We start from the raw sequence: 14,430 nt of genomic DNA, 5'->3' as shown, positions 1-14,430 counted from the left end.
CTATTTGACGGTGAAGCTGAACTCGCTGCCCATCCGATGCGTATCGGCGCCGGCGGCGGACCATTTCACCTTGTAGGTACCCGGCACCAGCGGGCGCTTCAGCATCAGCGTCATCGATTTGCCGTCTTTCCCCATCGCCGAGGTATAGGGGATCTTCATCGGCGGGTGGTCGGTCATTCCCGGCATGCCCGTCATCACGAGCTCGGTCTTGACCGTTGAGGCGATGAGCTTTTCGTTGAACTTGAGTTCGACTTTGGTCACTTTTGTTGCCGTCGCATTGGCCGCGGGCGTCGAGCTGACAAGCTTTGCGTGCGCGTAGGCAGCGGTTGGCGCGACAAGAAGCGCAAGCGCGGCGGCCGCGGGGGGGAGGATGTTCCGGAACATTAATATCTCCAATTGCATGTCGGTCCTGCTAATACGCGATCGATGTCTGTAACCCTTGCGCACAATTTGGCGGACATGGCGAGGGATGCCGTTTGCCGGTGCGTATGGACATGATGGGAAGGTTTGACGAGATCAAGCGATGGACAAAGAGCTGCGCCTATTGAGCAAGGTCGCTGCGCCGACGGCGCTGGACACGCTCGACGACCGGATTCTCTCGGCGCTCGCCCTGCGCCGCGAGGAGGCGATGGCGACGCGCCGCCTTGTCGCGCTTGTCGCACTTTTCTCGCTTGGTACGGGCGTGGTTGCAGGGAGCGCCGTTCCGCAGCCGGCGGTTGCCGCGAGCCCGCTCAGCCCCTTTGGTCCGGCAAGCGCTTTGGCGCCTTCTACGTTGCTCGAGGCGCCTTGAACATGAATCTGCGCCGCTTGCTCCTTGTTGGAGCCGTAGCTTTCGCCGCTTGTTTCGCCGGAGTGTTTCTTGGTCAGCGCGTTGCCGATACCCCTAACCCCAATGAAACCGAGCTTCACGCCGTCCTGCACGACCGGATCACGCTGACGGCCGCGCAAAAGGCGCGGATCGACAAGATCGAAGCGGATTTCGCCGTGCGCCGCCATGCGCTCGAGCAGGAAATGCGCGCTTCGAACATTCGGCTCGCCAAGGCGATCGAGGCCGAGCAGGGCTATGGTCCGCGTGTGACCGAAGCGATCGATCATACGCATGATGTCATGGGAACGCTGCAGAAGGAAACGCTCGAACATCTTTTCGAGATGCGCGCGGTTCTCAATCGCGAACAGGCGCAGGAGTTTGACGAGAGCGTGGTCAAAGCGCTGACCGCCGATGCGCGGTGAGTCCGGACCTGGCGCAAAGGAGCGATCGGGACCTGGCGGCGATGGCGCGGACGGGCCGTGACGACGCCCACCGCGAACTTCTCCGACGATACAAGGCACCGGTCTATCAGCTTATCGCGCGGCATACGGGCGACGCCGACGAGGCGCTCGACCTGACGCAGGAAACTTTTGTGTCGGGCTTCGCGGCGCTCGACCGCTACGACGGCGACCGCCCCTTTCGGGTCTGGATTTCGACGATCGCCATCAACAAATGCCGCGATTGGGCGCGCAGGCGCAAGGTGCGCGCTTTCTTCTCGTGGGCGTTTCCGCTCGACGAGGCGCATCATATCGCGAGCGATGTGCCCGCCCCCGATATGGAGGCCGACGCCCGCTTGGAGCTCGAACGCGTTCGCGGCGCCATTGCCGAACTGCCGCAGAAGCTGCGCGAAGTCCTTGTCCTGCGGGGTATCGAAGAGGCGACCCAGGCCGAGACGGCGGCAATTTTGCAGGTCAGCGAAAAGACCGTGGAAACGCGCCTCTACCGGGCGCGGAGCAAGCTCAGGCAATTGCTTGGCGGGGACGAAACTGCGGATAGCGATGCGTGATCGCCGGAATCGGATAGCCGCCGACCGTGCGGCAATTTCGGGCCGCGGGTGAGGGATGCCCTTGTTGCCTGCGTATGGCTGGATAAGACCAACAATGTCGGGAAGAAAATGCAGATAGATCGACGCCGCTTTGTCAGCGGAGCATTGGGCGGCGGCGCCGCAGCAGCGATGGCCGCGTGGTTTCCGGCCTGGGCGCAGCCTGTTTCGGCGGGGCTCGCCGCCACGCTGCCGACCGTCTCGGGTAATGACATCCGTCTGCGCATAGCGCGGCAGACCATGCGGATCGACGGCAAGTTGAGCCGCGCGATCGGCATCAACGGCACGATTCCCGGGCCGCTCGTTCGCCTTCGCGAAGGACAGCAGGCGCGTCTTACCGTGATCAACGACCTCGACGAAGACAGCTCGATCCACTGGCACGGGTTGATCCTGCCCTTCCAGATGGACGGGGTGCCGGGGGTCAGTTTCCCCGGCATCAAGCCGCGCTCGACCTTTGTCTATGAGTTCCCCGTCGTCCAGTCGGGGACCTATTGGTATCACAGCCATTCAGGATTGCAGGAGCAGCTCGGCCACTACGGACCGATCGTGATCGATCCCGCGGGCGCAGATCCCATCGCGCACGACCGCGAGCATGTGATCGTTCTGTCCGACCACAGCCGGCTTGCGCCCGAGGAAATCTTTCGCAAGATGAAGGTCAATCCGGGCCATTTCAATCGCCAGCGCCAGACACTGTCGGGGTTGCTCGCGGGCAAGGATCAGCCGCTCAAGGAGCGGGTCGAGTGGGGCCGGATGCGGATGGACCCGACCGACGTCGCCGACGTCAACGGGTCGACCTACACCTTCCTCGTCAATGGCTATGGGCCGCACGACAATTGGACCGCGCTCTTCGCCCCGGGCGAGCGCGTGCGGCTGCGCATCGTCAACGCGTCGGCCATGTCGATCTTCAACGTGCGCATCCCCGGCTTGCGGATGACCGTTGTCCAGGCCGACGGGCTCAACGTCGTTCCGGTCGAGATCGACGAATTCCAGATCGGTGTCGCCGAGACCTATGATGTCATCGTGACGCCGGTCGAGGAGCGTGCCTACAGCTTCGTTGCCGAAGCCAACGACCGTTCGGGCATGGCGCGCGCGACGCTCACACCGCGGGTGGGTATGATCGCGCCCGTTCCGGCGCTGCGCGCGCGCCCGCTCGCGACGATGAAGGATATGGGCATGGGGGCAATGTCGGGCGGCGATGCCGGCTGCACGCCCGAGCATGCGGCGATGGGCCATTGTACGGTCGCAGATGCGTCCGAACCGGATCACGCCGCGATGGGACATGGCGGGCACGGCGGTATGGATCACAGCATGCGCGATTTCGATGTCGCGCCGCAGGTCAAGCGCGACCCGAGCGTGCAATCGATCTCGCCGATGCCGGTCGACCGCATGGGCGAACCGGGTCAGGGGCTCGAAGATGTAGGACACGAGGTGCTGACCTATCACCATCTGGTCGCGCTCGACCGCAACCCCGATGTCCGTGCGCCAGACCGGTCGCTCGACATCCATCTGACCGGCAATATGGAGCGCTTCATGTGGTCGTTCGACGGCGTGAAGATGTCCGACCATCACGAGCCGATTCCCTTCATCGAGGGCGAGCGCGTGCGCGTGAACCTGATCAACGATTCGATGATGAGCCACCCCATTCACCTGCACGGCCATTTTTTCGAGCTGGTGACGGGGAAGGGCGACCATGCGCCGCGCAAGCATACGGTGATTGTGCAGCCCGGCGGCATCGCAACCTTCGACTTCACTGCCGACGCGCTCGGCGACTGGGCGTTTCACTGCCACCTTCTCTATCATATGCACGCCGGAATGATGCGCGTCGTGAGCGTTCGCCCGCGGGAGGATGCAGCATGAGGCGCGCTTCCCTGTTGTTCGCGAGCTTCTCTGCTTTCGCGCTTGCAATGCCCGCCGCGGCGCAGGCGGACCCGCATGCCCGGCACGGCGCTTCGGCGCCAATGGCCCCCGCGCGCGAAGGCGGGGCGTCTGGTTGCACGCCCGAGCATGCAGCGATGGGTCATTGCACCATGGACAACGATGTCGAACACCATGGGGCGCATGGCGATACCGAAATGCAAGCCGATCCCGGCGAACATATGGACGATGGCGCGCACGCCGCCATGCCGGCCAACGGCGCTTGCACCCCCGAACATGCCGCGATGGGGCATTGCACGCCCCGCGAAGCCATCACCGAAGGACATGGGGAAGCCGCGGTCGGCACCGATCTTCCCCCTGGCGATGCGCCGGCCCCGCCGCCGCCGTCCGACTGGTATGCCGATCGTATCTATCCAGCGTCCGAAATGGAGCATTCGCGCCACCAGATGATGAAAGAAAATGGCGCCCAGACTTTTGGCTTCATCAATCTCGATTTCGAGTATCAGGCGCGCAAGGGCCACGACGGGCTCAGTTGGGAAGGCGAAGCCTGGTACGGCAACGACATCGACCGGCTGACGATCAAGAGCGAGGGCGAAAGCGAAATCGGTGAAGGGCTCGAAGAGGGCGAGGTGCAACTGCTCTATAGCCGTGCAATCGGCCCCTATTTCAATGCGCAGGCTGGCGTGCGGCAGGATTTCGGGGGCGGCCCCGACCGTAGCTATGCGACGCTCGCGATCGAAGGGCTCGCGCCCTATTGGTTCGAAGTCGAAGGCGCGCTCTTCCTGTCCGACAAGGGTGACGTGCTCGCGCGGGTCGAAGGCGAATATGACCAGCGCATCACGCAGCGGCTGGTGCTGCAGCCCGCGATCGAGGCCAATTTTTCGCTTCAGGACATGCCTGCGAACGGCATCGGATCGGGTCTCTCCGACGTCGAGCTCGGACTTCGCCTGCGCTATGCGATCGTGCCCGAATTTGCGCCTTATATCGGCGTCGAATGGAGCCGGAAGTTCGGCGACACGGCCCGCTTCGCGCGCCTTGCCGGCGAAAGCGTGGAAAGCACGAGTTTCGTTGTCGGGGTGCGTGCCTGGTTCTGACACATCATGTCGATTCGGCTGGCAGGGAGTTAGGCTTTGACCTTGGTCTATGACAGGCGGAAGCTTGTCCTTTTCGGCACCCTAATTGCCGGCGCGACGCTCGCCGGATGCAACCGCGGCATGGCGGCGGATGCCGGCGCGCGCGATGGCGGTGCATCCGACGATGGCGCCGGCAAGGCGATGCTCGTCTACCGCGACCCCGGTTGCAGCTGCTGCGAAGACTGGGCCGAAATCGCGCGCGTCGCAGGCTACCGCGTCGAAGTCGTCAACCGGGCGGATATGACGGCGGTCAAAACGCGCTATGGAGTTCCGGCCGATCTCGCGTCGTGCCACACCGCGATTATCGGTGACTATGCCATCGAAGGGCATGTCCCGATGCCGCATGTAGCAAAATTGATCGATGATAGGCCGCGCGGCATTGTCGGGCTCGCAGTTCCGGGGATGCCGCGCGGTTCGCCGGGTATGGAAATGGCGGACGGAACCATCGATCCCTTTGAGGTCATGGCATTCGATCGAGCGGGCAACAGCCGGACCTATCGCGCCTGATCGCAACTGCGCCGGACAGTAACATCAGTGACCGGGCAACCCCGCCCGCCCATGACCGTTGATACTCCAGACAGCAGGAGAACCAACGATGACGGATCGCCGGAATGTCGAAGATCGGTCACACGGCGGAAATTATACCCGCTTCATGGCGATGATCGGCACATCGACTTCCGTGATGTTTGGCTTGATGTATCTCAATACCTATAGCGCGGCTCATATTTTCTGGAGCGAAACGCGTTTCTGGATGGCGTTCATCATGGGCGCCGCGATGATGGTCGTGATGCTGCTCTTCGTGCGGTCGATGTATCGTAACCCAAGCAAAAATTACCTCGTCCTCGGAACGGCCGTGGTCGTGTTTGCGACGGCGCTCTGGCTCGTCCGCAGCCAGGAGACGATCGATGACGTCGATTATATGCGTGCGATGATCCCGCATCATTCGATCGCGATCATGACGAGCGAGCGCGCCCACATCCGTGATCCGCGCACGCGTGCGCTCGCGAACGAAATCATCGCGGCTCAGCGGCGCGAAATTGCCGAGATGAAATATCTGATCGCCGATATCGAGTCGAACGGCGTTCGCGCCCCGCACGCAGAGACAAATGTCGGGGACGCGAAGGCGCCCGTCGCTACCCTGATTTTGCCGGTCGAACGAAGCGCGCCCTGATGAGGGAAGAGGAATGCGCTTCGCAGCCACACGGGCGACGATCGCGTCGGCAGTGGCAAGGCCGCGCAATTTCGGACCTGTCCGGTCAGAGAAGGCAAGTGTGCGTGACGATCAGACCCAATTGAAGATGGCCGACTCTCCGCGATCTATGGTTTTGGCATACCGATGGCGCGACTCGGCATTTCCGGCTCCCGTCGCTTGGCACCCTGCTACATCGCCCTGGAATTTTCCGGAGTGTAGGGGCCGACGGTGACGCCTTGTCGCACACATTTTCGCGCGAACAAAAAAATGAACAGAATTTTGAGGGATGATCCGCGCGCCTGCGTAATGGAACTGTCATCTCTATTGAGCGCAAATAGATTTAACACGTTGATAAAAAACGAATTTTTGTGTTGACCTGTATATACATTTGATGCTCTCTCGGCCCCGTCCGGTAACCGAAGGGGGGTCTCTCCATGTCATCCAGGAAATTTCTGCTCGCGAGCGCGGCTGTTGCCGCAATCATTACGCTGCCCGCCCACGCCCAGAGCGGCGAAGCGCCCATGGCCGCGAACGACGATGCCGCTGCCTCGCAAGCGGCATCCGACATTATCGTAACAGGGTCGCGCATCCGCCGTCAGGATCTTGCCGGCGTCGGTCCTGCCACCGTAGTGTCGGCCGAGCAGATCGAGAATACCGGCCTCGTCAATATCGAAACCGTCCTCCAGCGCCTGCCGGCGAACGCCGGCTTTGCCGGCAACCAGACCTCGGCTTACTGGACCGGCAACGGCTATGGCACCGCGCAGGTCAATCTGCGCGGCCTCGGTATCAAGCGCACGCTCGTGCTGCTCAACGATCGCCGGATCGTCGCTGGCGGAACGGGCGCCAACTCGTCGCCCGATCTCAATATGATCCCTGTGGTCGCGCTTGCGCGCACCGACGTGCTCAAGGACGGTGCGTCGGCGATCTATGGCGCCGACGCGATGGCGGGCGTCGTCAACCTCGTGACGCGCACCGACTATGAAGGTCTGGGCGTCAGCCTGCGTCAGGGCATCACGGAAAAGGGCGACGGGGCCGATTTCACCGCCGACCTCATCTGGGGGATACGCAACGACCGCGGCGGTTTCATGGCTGCCGTCACCTACCAAAAGACCAAGGCGGTCAACATGGCGACGCGCGCGCCCTGTTCGCTCGCCGAAACCACGCCGGGCGCGCTGAGCTGCGTCAACAGCGCCTCGACGATCGGCGGGCGCGCTGTGCTGCCCAACGGTCAGCAGATCAACTTCAATCAGGTGCTCGGCGGCGACGGCGATTTCTTTGAGCCCTACAGCGCCGCCAAGCATAATTTCAATTCGGCGCCCTTTCTGAACGCGGTCAGCCCGATCGAGCGCGTCAGCACCGCTTTTTTCGTCGATTACGACCTGTCGGACGGCGTCGAAGCATTTGGTGAATTTCTTTATACCTTCCGCAAGTCGAACCAGATCGCGACGCCCGGCACGTTGCGCAATCTGGCGATTTCAGCGACCAACCCGACCAACCCCACGGGCGAGAATATCGTCCTCATCCAGCGCCGCCTCGCCGAGCCGGGGCCGCGCCAGTTCTTCCAGGAAACCGATACCTGGCAGGGCACTTTCGGCCTGCGCGGCGCACTGTCGAATGACTGGCACTGGAATGTCGCGGGCAGCTTTGGCCGCAACACCGCGGTCGACGGGTCGACGAACATCGCCAACCTCGAGCGCGTGCGCAACACGATCGACACGTCGAAGTGCAGCACCGCGCCGGGCGCGGCGATCCCGTGCGGCGACTATCTGGGCGCGGGCGACCTGACGCCGGAAGTGCTCGACTATATCCTCTTCACCTCGCGCGACCGCGGCGGCAACGAACTGGCGACCGTCACGGCCGACCTGACCGGCAGCTTGTTCGAACTGCCCGCCGGACCGCTCTCCTTTGCGACGGGCGTCGTCTATCGCAAGGAAAAGGGCTGGCGCGATCCCGATCCGCTGACCGTCCTCGGCGTCGCCAACACCAACCAGCAGGACCCGATTTCGGGATCGAGCACGGCGAAGGAAGCCTATCTCGAACTGTCGGTACCGGTCCTCGCCGACAAGCCTTTCTTTGAGGCGCTGACGCTCGACGGCGCGGTCCGCTATTCGGACTACGACCTGTTCGGCAGCGACTGGAATTACAAGCTGGGCGCCGACTGGATGATCAGCAACAGCTTCCGCCTGCGCGGAACCTATGGCACGGGTTTCCGCATTCCCAACGTCCCCGAATTGTTCGGCGGCGTATCCGAAGGCAATCTGACCACTACCGATCCCTGCTCGCGCTATTCGACGAGCGGCAACGCGACGCTGATTGCCAATTGCCAGGCATCGGGCGTACCCGCCAACTATGTCCAGCTCGGCACGACGATCCTGACGACCGTCGGCGGCAATGAGGATCTTCGGCCCGAAAGCTCGACGACCTGGACGGTCGGCACGGTGATCTCGCCCAAGGCGATGATCCCCGGCCTGTCGCTCACCGCCGACTGGTTCGACATCAAGATCAAGGACGCGATCCGGGCGATCCCGGGATCGACCAAGCTCGCCGTATGCTATGCGAGCCAGAATCTGTCGCATCCTTTCTGCGACGATTTCACGCGCAGTCCGCTGACCGGCGAGGTGACGTTCCTCTCGGCGCAGCCGATCAACACCGGGCGCGAGGAAATGAACGGGCTCGACCTCGGTCTCGTCTACAACAAGATGGTCGGCGGCGTGTCGGTCTCGTTCGACATGAACGTCACCTACCTCAACAAATATGTCGTCCATCCCTTCCCGGGCGGTGCGCCGATCGAATTCGACGGCTTCATCGGCGGCGGCAACGGCGGTTATCCGAAATGGCGCGGCTATGGCGTGCTGACGCTCGCCAAGGATGAGGTCAGTGCGACCTGGTCGACCCAGTGGATCGGCAAGGCCACCGACTTCAACGCCGACCCGGGCGACATCGGCTATCGCACCCCGAACGTCTTTTACCACAACCTCCAGCTTGCCTATGAGGTCAATGACAAGACGCGCTTCCAGGTCGGTGTCGACAATCTGTTCGATCGCAAGGCGCCCTATATCCAGAGCTTTACCGATGCGAACACCGACACGATGACCTATGATCTGCTCGGCCGGCGTTTCTATGTCGGTTTCCGCACGGCGTTCTGAGGAAGGGCGACATGGCAATCCGATGGCCGCTTCTCGTCCGGCGGACGCACAAATGGCTCGCCCTCGCGGTCGGCGTCCAGGCGCTGCTCTGGACGTTGACCGGGATGTACATGGTGGCGGTGCATATCGACATCATTCACGGTGACCATCTGGTCAGGGCTCCCGCAGCCACACCGGTGGACGTGGCAAGTCTTGTGGCGCCGTCGCGGATCGTCGCGGCGGCACCCGGAACGTCCGAGGTCCGTTTTCAGCGACTTTTGGACCGCCCCGTCTGGCGCGCCGAAACTCCCGACGGCGCCCGCCTGTACGATGCGGTCACGGGTGCGCCGCTGCCTGCCCTTTCCAATTTCCAGATCGAGGAACAGGCGCGGCGCATCTATGCCGGTGAAGGAAAGATTGTCGCCACTCGTTTGCTCGACACAGCGCCGGTCGAAATGCAGGCGCGCAAGCCGCCCTATTGGCAGGTCGAGTTCGAAGGGTGGAATCGCCCGACGCTCTATCTGTCGCCGACGACCGGCGAACTCATTTCGCGGCGCCACGCGCTCTGGCGGGTCTTCGATTTCGCGTGGATGCTGCACATCATGGACTATGACGAGCGCAGCGACGTCAACAATCCGCTGCTGCGCGTCGTAACCTGGAGCACCTTTGCCATGGCGCTGACCGGCGCGTGGTTGCTCATCTGGTCTTTCCCCCGCCGCAAGAGGAAAAAGGCATGAAACCTATCCGCCTGACGCCGCTTTTCTTCCGGCGCATTCACAAATGGGTCGGCCTGATCCTCGGCATTCAATTCCTGCTCTGGGCGCTCAGCGGCTCGGTGATGGCGCTTCTCGACAAGGATGCCGTCGGCGGCCACGGCGGGCAAATGGCGCACACACATCCTCTGCCGGAGGGCGCCTATTTCAATCTCGCCAATTTGCCGGATGACAAAGCCATAGTCGGTATCGTGCTTCGCGATCTCGGCGCCCGGCCTGTCTATGAAATCCGGACGCGCACGGGGGTTCAACTGTTCGATGCGACCAGCGGCGACGAAATCCATGTCGATGGCGACTTGGCACGCCACGTCGCGTCGATGATGAACGACGCGCCTATCCGGAGCGCGAGCGTGCTTCCCAAGCCCAATCTCGAAGCGCGCGATCACGAAGGCGCCATGTGGCGCATCGACTTTGACGACGAAGAGAACAGCAGCGCCTATGTCTCGCTCGACACCGCACGCTTCCTTGTCATGCGCGGCGACACATGGCGCACCTGGGACTTCTTCTGGATGCTCCACAATATGGACTACATTGATCGGAAGAGCTTCAACCACCCATTGATCATCTTTATGGCCTTTGGCGTATTGTGGCTTTCGGGAACGGGCTTCTACCTGCTCTTCAAAAGCTTCAGCCGAGCCGATTTCCGCTGGCTGCGTCGCCGCCGCAAGCCCCCGGTCGTGGCGGACGCCAGCTAAAGGGCGTCAGTCGTCGACCGAAAAGGCTGCGGTCAACTCGAAGCGCTTGCCGGGGTGCGTCAACCAGGCATGCGAGACAAGACGCCCCGCGCTCCAGGTGCGGCGCGTCATACGCAAAACCGGCTCACTGTAGGCCAGACCCAACATGGTCCGTGTCCGCTCGTCGGGCATCATCGCATTGACCCGATGCTCGACCCGTTCGAGCGGAGCGATGCGCGACAGATATTCGTTCGGCGTCAGTTGTGTGAAGTCGAGCTTGTCATAATCGGGAGCAATCGAGCCCAGAACAAAGCGTTCCTCGATCTGGATCGGGAACTCATCTTCATGGTGGACGATGATCGAATGAAACAGCTTGGTACCGAGCCGGGCCTCGATAAGAGGCGCGGTGTCGGAATTGGCGCGTTCGGCACGATTCTGGATCACGCGCGCGCGATACACATGGCCGCGTGCCCGCACCTCGTCAGCAATGTTGCGGATTTCGATCAGCTGGCCGATCGGCTTGGGCTCGGCGACAAAGGTGCCGCTGCCGGCGCGCCGGACCAGAACGCCTGCGGTCTGGAGCTCGCGAAGCGCACGGTTGGCCGTCATTCGCGACACGTCGAATTGCTGCACCAACTCTGATTCCGATGGCACCCGGTCGCCGGGTTTGAGCGATCCGTCCTTGATGGCATCGGCGATGCGCTGTTTGATTACGGCATAGCGTGGAGCAATCGCTTCGTCGTCGTTGCCTTCGGCAGTCGATGCAGGATGGTCCGAATCCGAGACCGCCAGTGGCGAACGTGATGTCATCACCCGTCTATACAGGTTGCAGACGTGATTTTCCAACCGGCCAAGTGAAAAAAATCGAGCAATCGAAACCGCCTGGGCTTCGTGAAGCGCGATTGTTCGTTCGGCGGAGGCCGGGAAAGCCCCGCCGAACCGGCCCCTCTGCTGAGGCAGTTAATCGTTGGCGGTGCTGCCCGTCGTCGGCGGGAAGCCGGCCGCGATCAGTGCGCGCTTGATTTCGGTGGCGGAGAGGCGGGTTGCGACACTGATCGTCCGTTCGGCGGGCCGCGCATCGACCTTCGCGCCGGGGTCGACTGTTTCGATGGCCTTGGTCACGCCACGCGCGCATCCGCCGCAGGTCATATTCTCGATGTGAAATTCCACGCTTTTTCTCCTGTAGATTACGGTGTGGAGCGGGGGATGCAGTGTGCCAGCGTTGGAAGGTCAAGCCATTTCAGGATAATTTTCGGACTTGACCTTACCATACTTGGAAGGTGCATTTTTCGGGCCAGCTTCGAAATCTATGAGGAATTTCAAGATGGCTACCGCCGCGACTCAGATACCGGGCCAAGCGCTCCACGATATCAGCCTGCCAATCGAAGGCATGACCTGCGCGTCATGCGTCGGCCGCGTGGAAAAAGCGCTTCGGGGCGTCCGCGGCGTCCAGCGCGCCGAGGTCAACCTTGCCACCGAACGTGCGTCGGTGAGCGTCGCGGACGATGTCGATGTCGCTGATCTGGTGAGTGCGATCGGTGCCGCAGGCTATATTGTCCCCGTACCTGCGCCAATCGAGCTCAGCATAGAGGGCATGACCTGCGCCTCGTGCGTGGGACGGGTCGAGCGCAGCCTCGCCGATGTCCCGGGGGTCCAGTCGGCGACGGTCAATTTGGCGACCGAACGCGCCTTCGTCACCGCCGGTGCGGGCGTGAGCGCCGAAACGCTCATCGATGCTGTCGAGAAGGCCGGTTATGGAGCGGCGCGTGTCTCGGCAGCGGTCGACAGCGGCAATGCGGCGAAACGCGACGCCGAGGCCGCGGTGCTGCAACGGAACCTCGTGATCGCGGCCGCACTGACGCTGCCCGTATTCGTGATCGAAATGGGCTCACATCTTTTCCCGCCGCTCCATCATCTGGTCATGCGCACGATCGGCATGCAGGCGAGCTGGACGCTGCAATTCGTCCTTGCCAGCCTCGTCCTCCTGTTCCCCGGCCGCGCCTTCCTCGCCAAGGGCGTGCCGGCCTTGCTCCGGCGTGCGCCCGACATGAATTCGCTCGTCGCGCTGGGCACCATGGCCGCCTGGGGATATTCGACCGTCGCAACCTTTGCACCGCACTGGCTGCCGCCCGGAACAGTGAATGTCTTTTTCGAGGCAGCGGCGGTGATCGTGACGCTGATCCTGCTGGGGCGCTGGCTCGAGGCGAAAGCGAAGGGGCGGACGTCGCGCGTAATCGAGCAGCTCGTTGCCCTTGCGCCGCAGACCGCGCGTGTTCGCCGGGGAACCGCGATCGTCGAACTGCCCGTTGCAGAGATTCAAAGCGGTGATGTGGTCGAACTGCGACCGGGTGAGCGCGTAGCGGTCGATGGCGTCGTCGTCGAAGGCGAAAGTTTCGTCGACGAATCGATGATCAGCGGCGAACCCGTTCCAGTCGCGAAATCCGAAGGCGCCGAGGTCGTCGGCGGCACGATCAACGGGCAAGGCAATCTTGCCGTTCGCGCCACGACCGTGGGCGAGGCGAGCGTCCTTGCGCGCATTATCCGGATGGTCGAACAGGCGCAGGGCGCCAAACTGCCGATCCAGGCGCTCGTCGACCGGGTAACCATGTGGTTCGTGCCTGCGGTAATCGCGTTGGCGTCGCTCACGTTCATCATTTGGCTGCTGTTCGGGCCTGACCCCGCGCTTGGTTTTGCGTTGGTGAATGCGGTCGCTGTGCTCATCATCGCATGCCCGTGCGCGATGGGGCTCGCCACCCCAACGTCGATCATGGTCGGCACCGGCCGGGCGGCCGAAATGGGCGTGTTGTTCCGCAAGGGCGAGGCGCTTCAAGCGTTGCGCGAAGCAAAGATCGTCGCGCTCGACAAGACGGGCACCTTGACCGAAGGGCGCCCGACGCTCACCGACTTCATCGTGCTTGACGCGTCACCGCGCGACGAACTTCTTGCGATGGTCGCGGCGATCGAGGCGAAATCGGAGCATCCGATCGCGCGCGCGATCGTGGAGGCTGCCGAGGCCGAAGGGTTGACGCTTCCTGCCGTCAGCCGATTCGAGGCGCGCCCCGGATTTGGGGTGGAAGCGGAAGTCGCGGGGCGGCGGGTTGCCATCGGCGCCGATCGCTATCTGAACCAGTTGGGTGTCGACGTCGCATCGTTCGAGGACTTGTCGGCAGACCTCGGTCACGATGGCAAGTCTCCGCTCTATGTGGCAGTTGACGGCCGCCTCGCCGCCATGGTTGCGGTAGCCGATCCCTTGAAACCGGAGGCTGTCAGGGCCGTTGCCGCCTTGCGCAAGCTGGGGCTGAAGGTCGCGATGATCACTGGCGACAATGTGCGCACCGCCCGCACGATTGCGCGTCAGGCCGGCATCGACCATGTCGTGGCCGAGGTGATGCCGGACGGCAAGGTCAGCGCGCTTGAAGCCCTCCGCAACGATTTCGGCAAGGCCGTCTTTGTGGGTGACGGGATCAACGACGCGCCGGCGCTCGCCGCAGCCGATGTCGGTATTGCGATTGGTAGCGGAACGGACATTGCGATCGAGGCGGCCGACGTCGTGCTGATGGCGGGCGACCTCGGGAATGTTCCCAAGGCGATCGCACTTTCCTCTGCAGTGATGGCCAATATCCGGCAAAATTTGTTCTGGGCGTTTGGCTACAACACCGCGTTGATTCCCGTTGCGGCAGGTTTGCTTTACCCTGCCAGTGGCACCTTGCTGTCGCCCATGCTTGCGGCCGGAGCGATGGGATTGTCATCGGTGTTCGTGCTAACCAATGCGCTGCGCCTCAAGCGTTTCGTCCCGTCGGCAATTTGA

At 62.7% G+C, this 14,430-nt stretch carries 14 protein-coding genes; 11 read left to right on the top strand and 3 right to left on the bottom strand.

Annotated elements, in window-relative coordinates; genetic code table 11:
- Positions 1 to 384: a copper homeostasis periplasmic binding protein CopC gene (gene copC / locus JI743_RS04765; protein ID WP_201926431.1), complete on the bottom strand. Its 384-nt coding sequence runs from the start codon at positions 382 to 384 to the stop codon at positions 1 to 3.
- Positions 385 to 523: 139 nt separating this feature from the next.
- Here copC and JI743_RS04760 point away from each other — a divergent pair, with 139 nt between their 5' ends.
- The 10 genes from JI743_RS04760 to JI743_RS04715 all read left to right on the top strand — a co-directional run bounded on the left by JI743_RS04760 (position 524) and on the right by JI743_RS04715 (position 10,643).
- Positions 524 to 790, top strand: a complete 267-nt coding sequence (locus JI743_RS04760; RefSeq protein WP_201926429.1) for a hypothetical protein — start codon at positions 524 to 526, stop codon at positions 788 to 790.
- Positions 791 to 792: 2 nt separating this feature from the next.
- Positions 793 to 1,230, top strand: a complete 438-nt coding sequence (locus JI743_RS04755; RefSeq protein ID WP_201926427.1) for a periplasmic heavy metal sensor — start codon at positions 793 to 795, stop codon at positions 1,228 to 1,230.
- Between the two features lie 41 nt (positions 1,231 to 1,271).
- Positions 1,272 to 1,814 carry an RNA polymerase sigma factor gene (locus JI743_RS04750; protein WP_201926426.1) on the top strand — a complete coding sequence of 181 codons (543 nt, stop codon included), beginning with the start codon at positions 1,272 to 1,274 and terminating at the stop codon, positions 1,812 to 1,814.
- A 108-nt stretch (positions 1,815 to 1,922) separates the two neighbouring features.
- On the top strand, positions 1,923 to 3,707 hold the full coding sequence (locus JI743_RS04745) for a copper resistance system multicopper oxidase (protein WP_201926424.1): 1,785 nt from the start codon (positions 1,923 to 1,925) through the stop codon (positions 3,705 to 3,707).
- Positions 3,704 to 4,819: a copper resistance protein B gene (locus JI743_RS04740; protein WP_201926421.1), complete on the top strand. Its 1,116-nt coding sequence runs from the start codon at positions 3,704 to 3,706 to the stop codon at positions 4,817 to 4,819. Before JI743_RS04745 ends, JI743_RS04740 begins: the two co-directional genes overlap by 4 nt.
- Before the next feature lie 120 nt (positions 4,820 to 4,939).
- Positions 4,940 to 5,365: a DUF411 domain-containing protein gene (locus tag JI743_RS04735; protein WP_201926419.1), complete on the top strand. Its 426-nt coding sequence runs from the start codon at positions 4,940 to 4,942 to the stop codon at positions 5,363 to 5,365.
- An 88-nt stretch (positions 5,366 to 5,453) separates the two neighbouring features.
- Positions 5,454 to 6,029, top strand: coding sequence for a DUF305 domain-containing protein (locus JI743_RS04730; RefSeq protein ID WP_201926417.1), 576 nt, complete (start codon positions 5,454 to 5,456; stop codon positions 6,027 to 6,029).
- Positions 6,030 to 6,484: 455 nt separating this feature from the next.
- Positions 6,485 to 9,196, top strand: a complete 2,712-nt coding sequence (locus tag JI743_RS04725) for a TonB-dependent receptor domain-containing protein (RefSeq protein WP_201926416.1) — start codon at positions 6,485 to 6,487, stop codon at positions 9,194 to 9,196.
- Between the two features lie 11 nt (positions 9,197 to 9,207).
- Entirely contained in the window at positions 9,208 to 9,912 is a 705-nt protein-coding gene (locus tag JI743_RS04720) for a PepSY domain-containing protein (RefSeq protein WP_201926414.1), read from the top strand.
- Positions 9,909 to 10,643, top strand: a complete 735-nt coding sequence (locus JI743_RS04715; protein WP_201926412.1) for a PepSY domain-containing protein — start codon at positions 9,909 to 9,911, stop codon at positions 10,641 to 10,643. Before JI743_RS04720 ends, JI743_RS04715 begins: the two co-directional genes overlap by 4 nt.
- A gap of 6 nt (positions 10,644 to 10,649) precedes the next feature.
- Here JI743_RS04715 and hutC read toward each other — a convergent pair whose 3' ends face one another.
- Together hutC and JI743_RS04705 are read right to left on the bottom strand one after the other, a co-directional pair.
- On the bottom strand, positions 10,650 to 11,432 hold the full coding sequence (gene hutC / locus JI743_RS04710; RefSeq protein ID WP_201926409.1) for a histidine utilization transcriptional repressor HutC: 783 nt from the start codon (positions 11,430 to 11,432) through the stop codon (positions 10,650 to 10,652).
- Positions 11,433 to 11,582: 150 nt separating this feature from the next.
- Positions 11,583 to 11,792, bottom strand: a complete 210-nt coding sequence (locus JI743_RS04705) for a heavy-metal-associated domain-containing protein (RefSeq protein ID WP_201926407.1) — start codon at positions 11,790 to 11,792, stop codon at positions 11,583 to 11,585.
- A 154-nt stretch (positions 11,793 to 11,946) separates the two neighbouring features.
- Between JI743_RS04705 and JI743_RS04700 the strand changes: the two genes are divergently transcribed.
- Entirely contained in the window at positions 11,947 to 14,430 is a 2,484-nt protein-coding gene (locus tag JI743_RS04700; RefSeq protein ID WP_201926405.1) for a heavy metal translocating P-type ATPase, read from the top strand.

This window comes from Sphingopyxis jiangsuensis, from assembly GCF_016734905.1.
GTDB lineage: Bacteria > Pseudomonadota > Alphaproteobacteria > Sphingomonadales > Sphingomonadaceae > Sphingopyxis > Sphingopyxis jiangsuensis.
The sequence above is the reverse complement of the archived record's forward strand: the minus strand, read 5'-3'. Positions and strand labels throughout refer to the sequence as shown.

Coding starts and splice junctions, on each gene's coding strand:
- JI743_RS04760 (WP_201926429.1), top strand. CDS start 524: ATGGACAAAGAGCTGCGCCTATTGAGCAAGGTCGCTGCGCCGACGGCG.
- JI743_RS04720 (WP_201926414.1), top strand. CDS start 9,208: ATGGCAATCCGATGGCCGCTTCTCGTCCGGCGGACGCACAAATGGCTC.
- JI743_RS04735 (WP_201926419.1), top strand. CDS start 4,940: ATGGCGGCGGATGCCGGCGCGCGCGATGGCGGTGCATCCGACGATGGC.
- JI743_RS04715 (WP_201926412.1), top strand. CDS start 9,909: ATGAAACCTATCCGCCTGACGCCGCTTTTCTTCCGGCGCATTCACAAA.
- JI743_RS04730 (WP_201926417.1), top strand. CDS start 5,454: ATGACGGATCGCCGGAATGTCGAAGATCGGTCACACGGCGGAAATTAT.
- hutC (WP_201926409.1), bottom strand. CDS start 11,432: ATGACATCACGTTCGCCACTGGCGGTCTCGGATTCGGACCATCCTGCA.
- JI743_RS04700 (WP_201926405.1), top strand. CDS start 11,947: ATGGCTACCGCCGCGACTCAGATACCGGGCCAAGCGCTCCACGATATC.
- JI743_RS04750 (WP_201926426.1), top strand. CDS start 1,272: ATGGCGCGGACGGGCCGTGACGACGCCCACCGCGAACTTCTCCGACGA.
- JI743_RS04745 (WP_201926424.1), top strand. CDS start 1,923: ATGCAGATAGATCGACGCCGCTTTGTCAGCGGAGCATTGGGCGGCGGC.
- copC (WP_201926431.1), bottom strand. CDS start 384: ATGTTCCGGAACATCCTCCCCCCCGCGGCCGCCGCGCTTGCGCTTCTT.
- JI743_RS04740 (WP_201926421.1), top strand. CDS start 3,704: ATGAGGCGCGCTTCCCTGTTGTTCGCGAGCTTCTCTGCTTTCGCGCTT.
- JI743_RS04755 (WP_201926427.1), top strand. CDS start 793: ATGAATCTGCGCCGCTTGCTCCTTGTTGGAGCCGTAGCTTTCGCCGCT.
- JI743_RS04725 (WP_201926416.1), top strand. CDS start 6,485: ATGTCATCCAGGAAATTTCTGCTCGCGAGCGCGGCTGTTGCCGCAATC.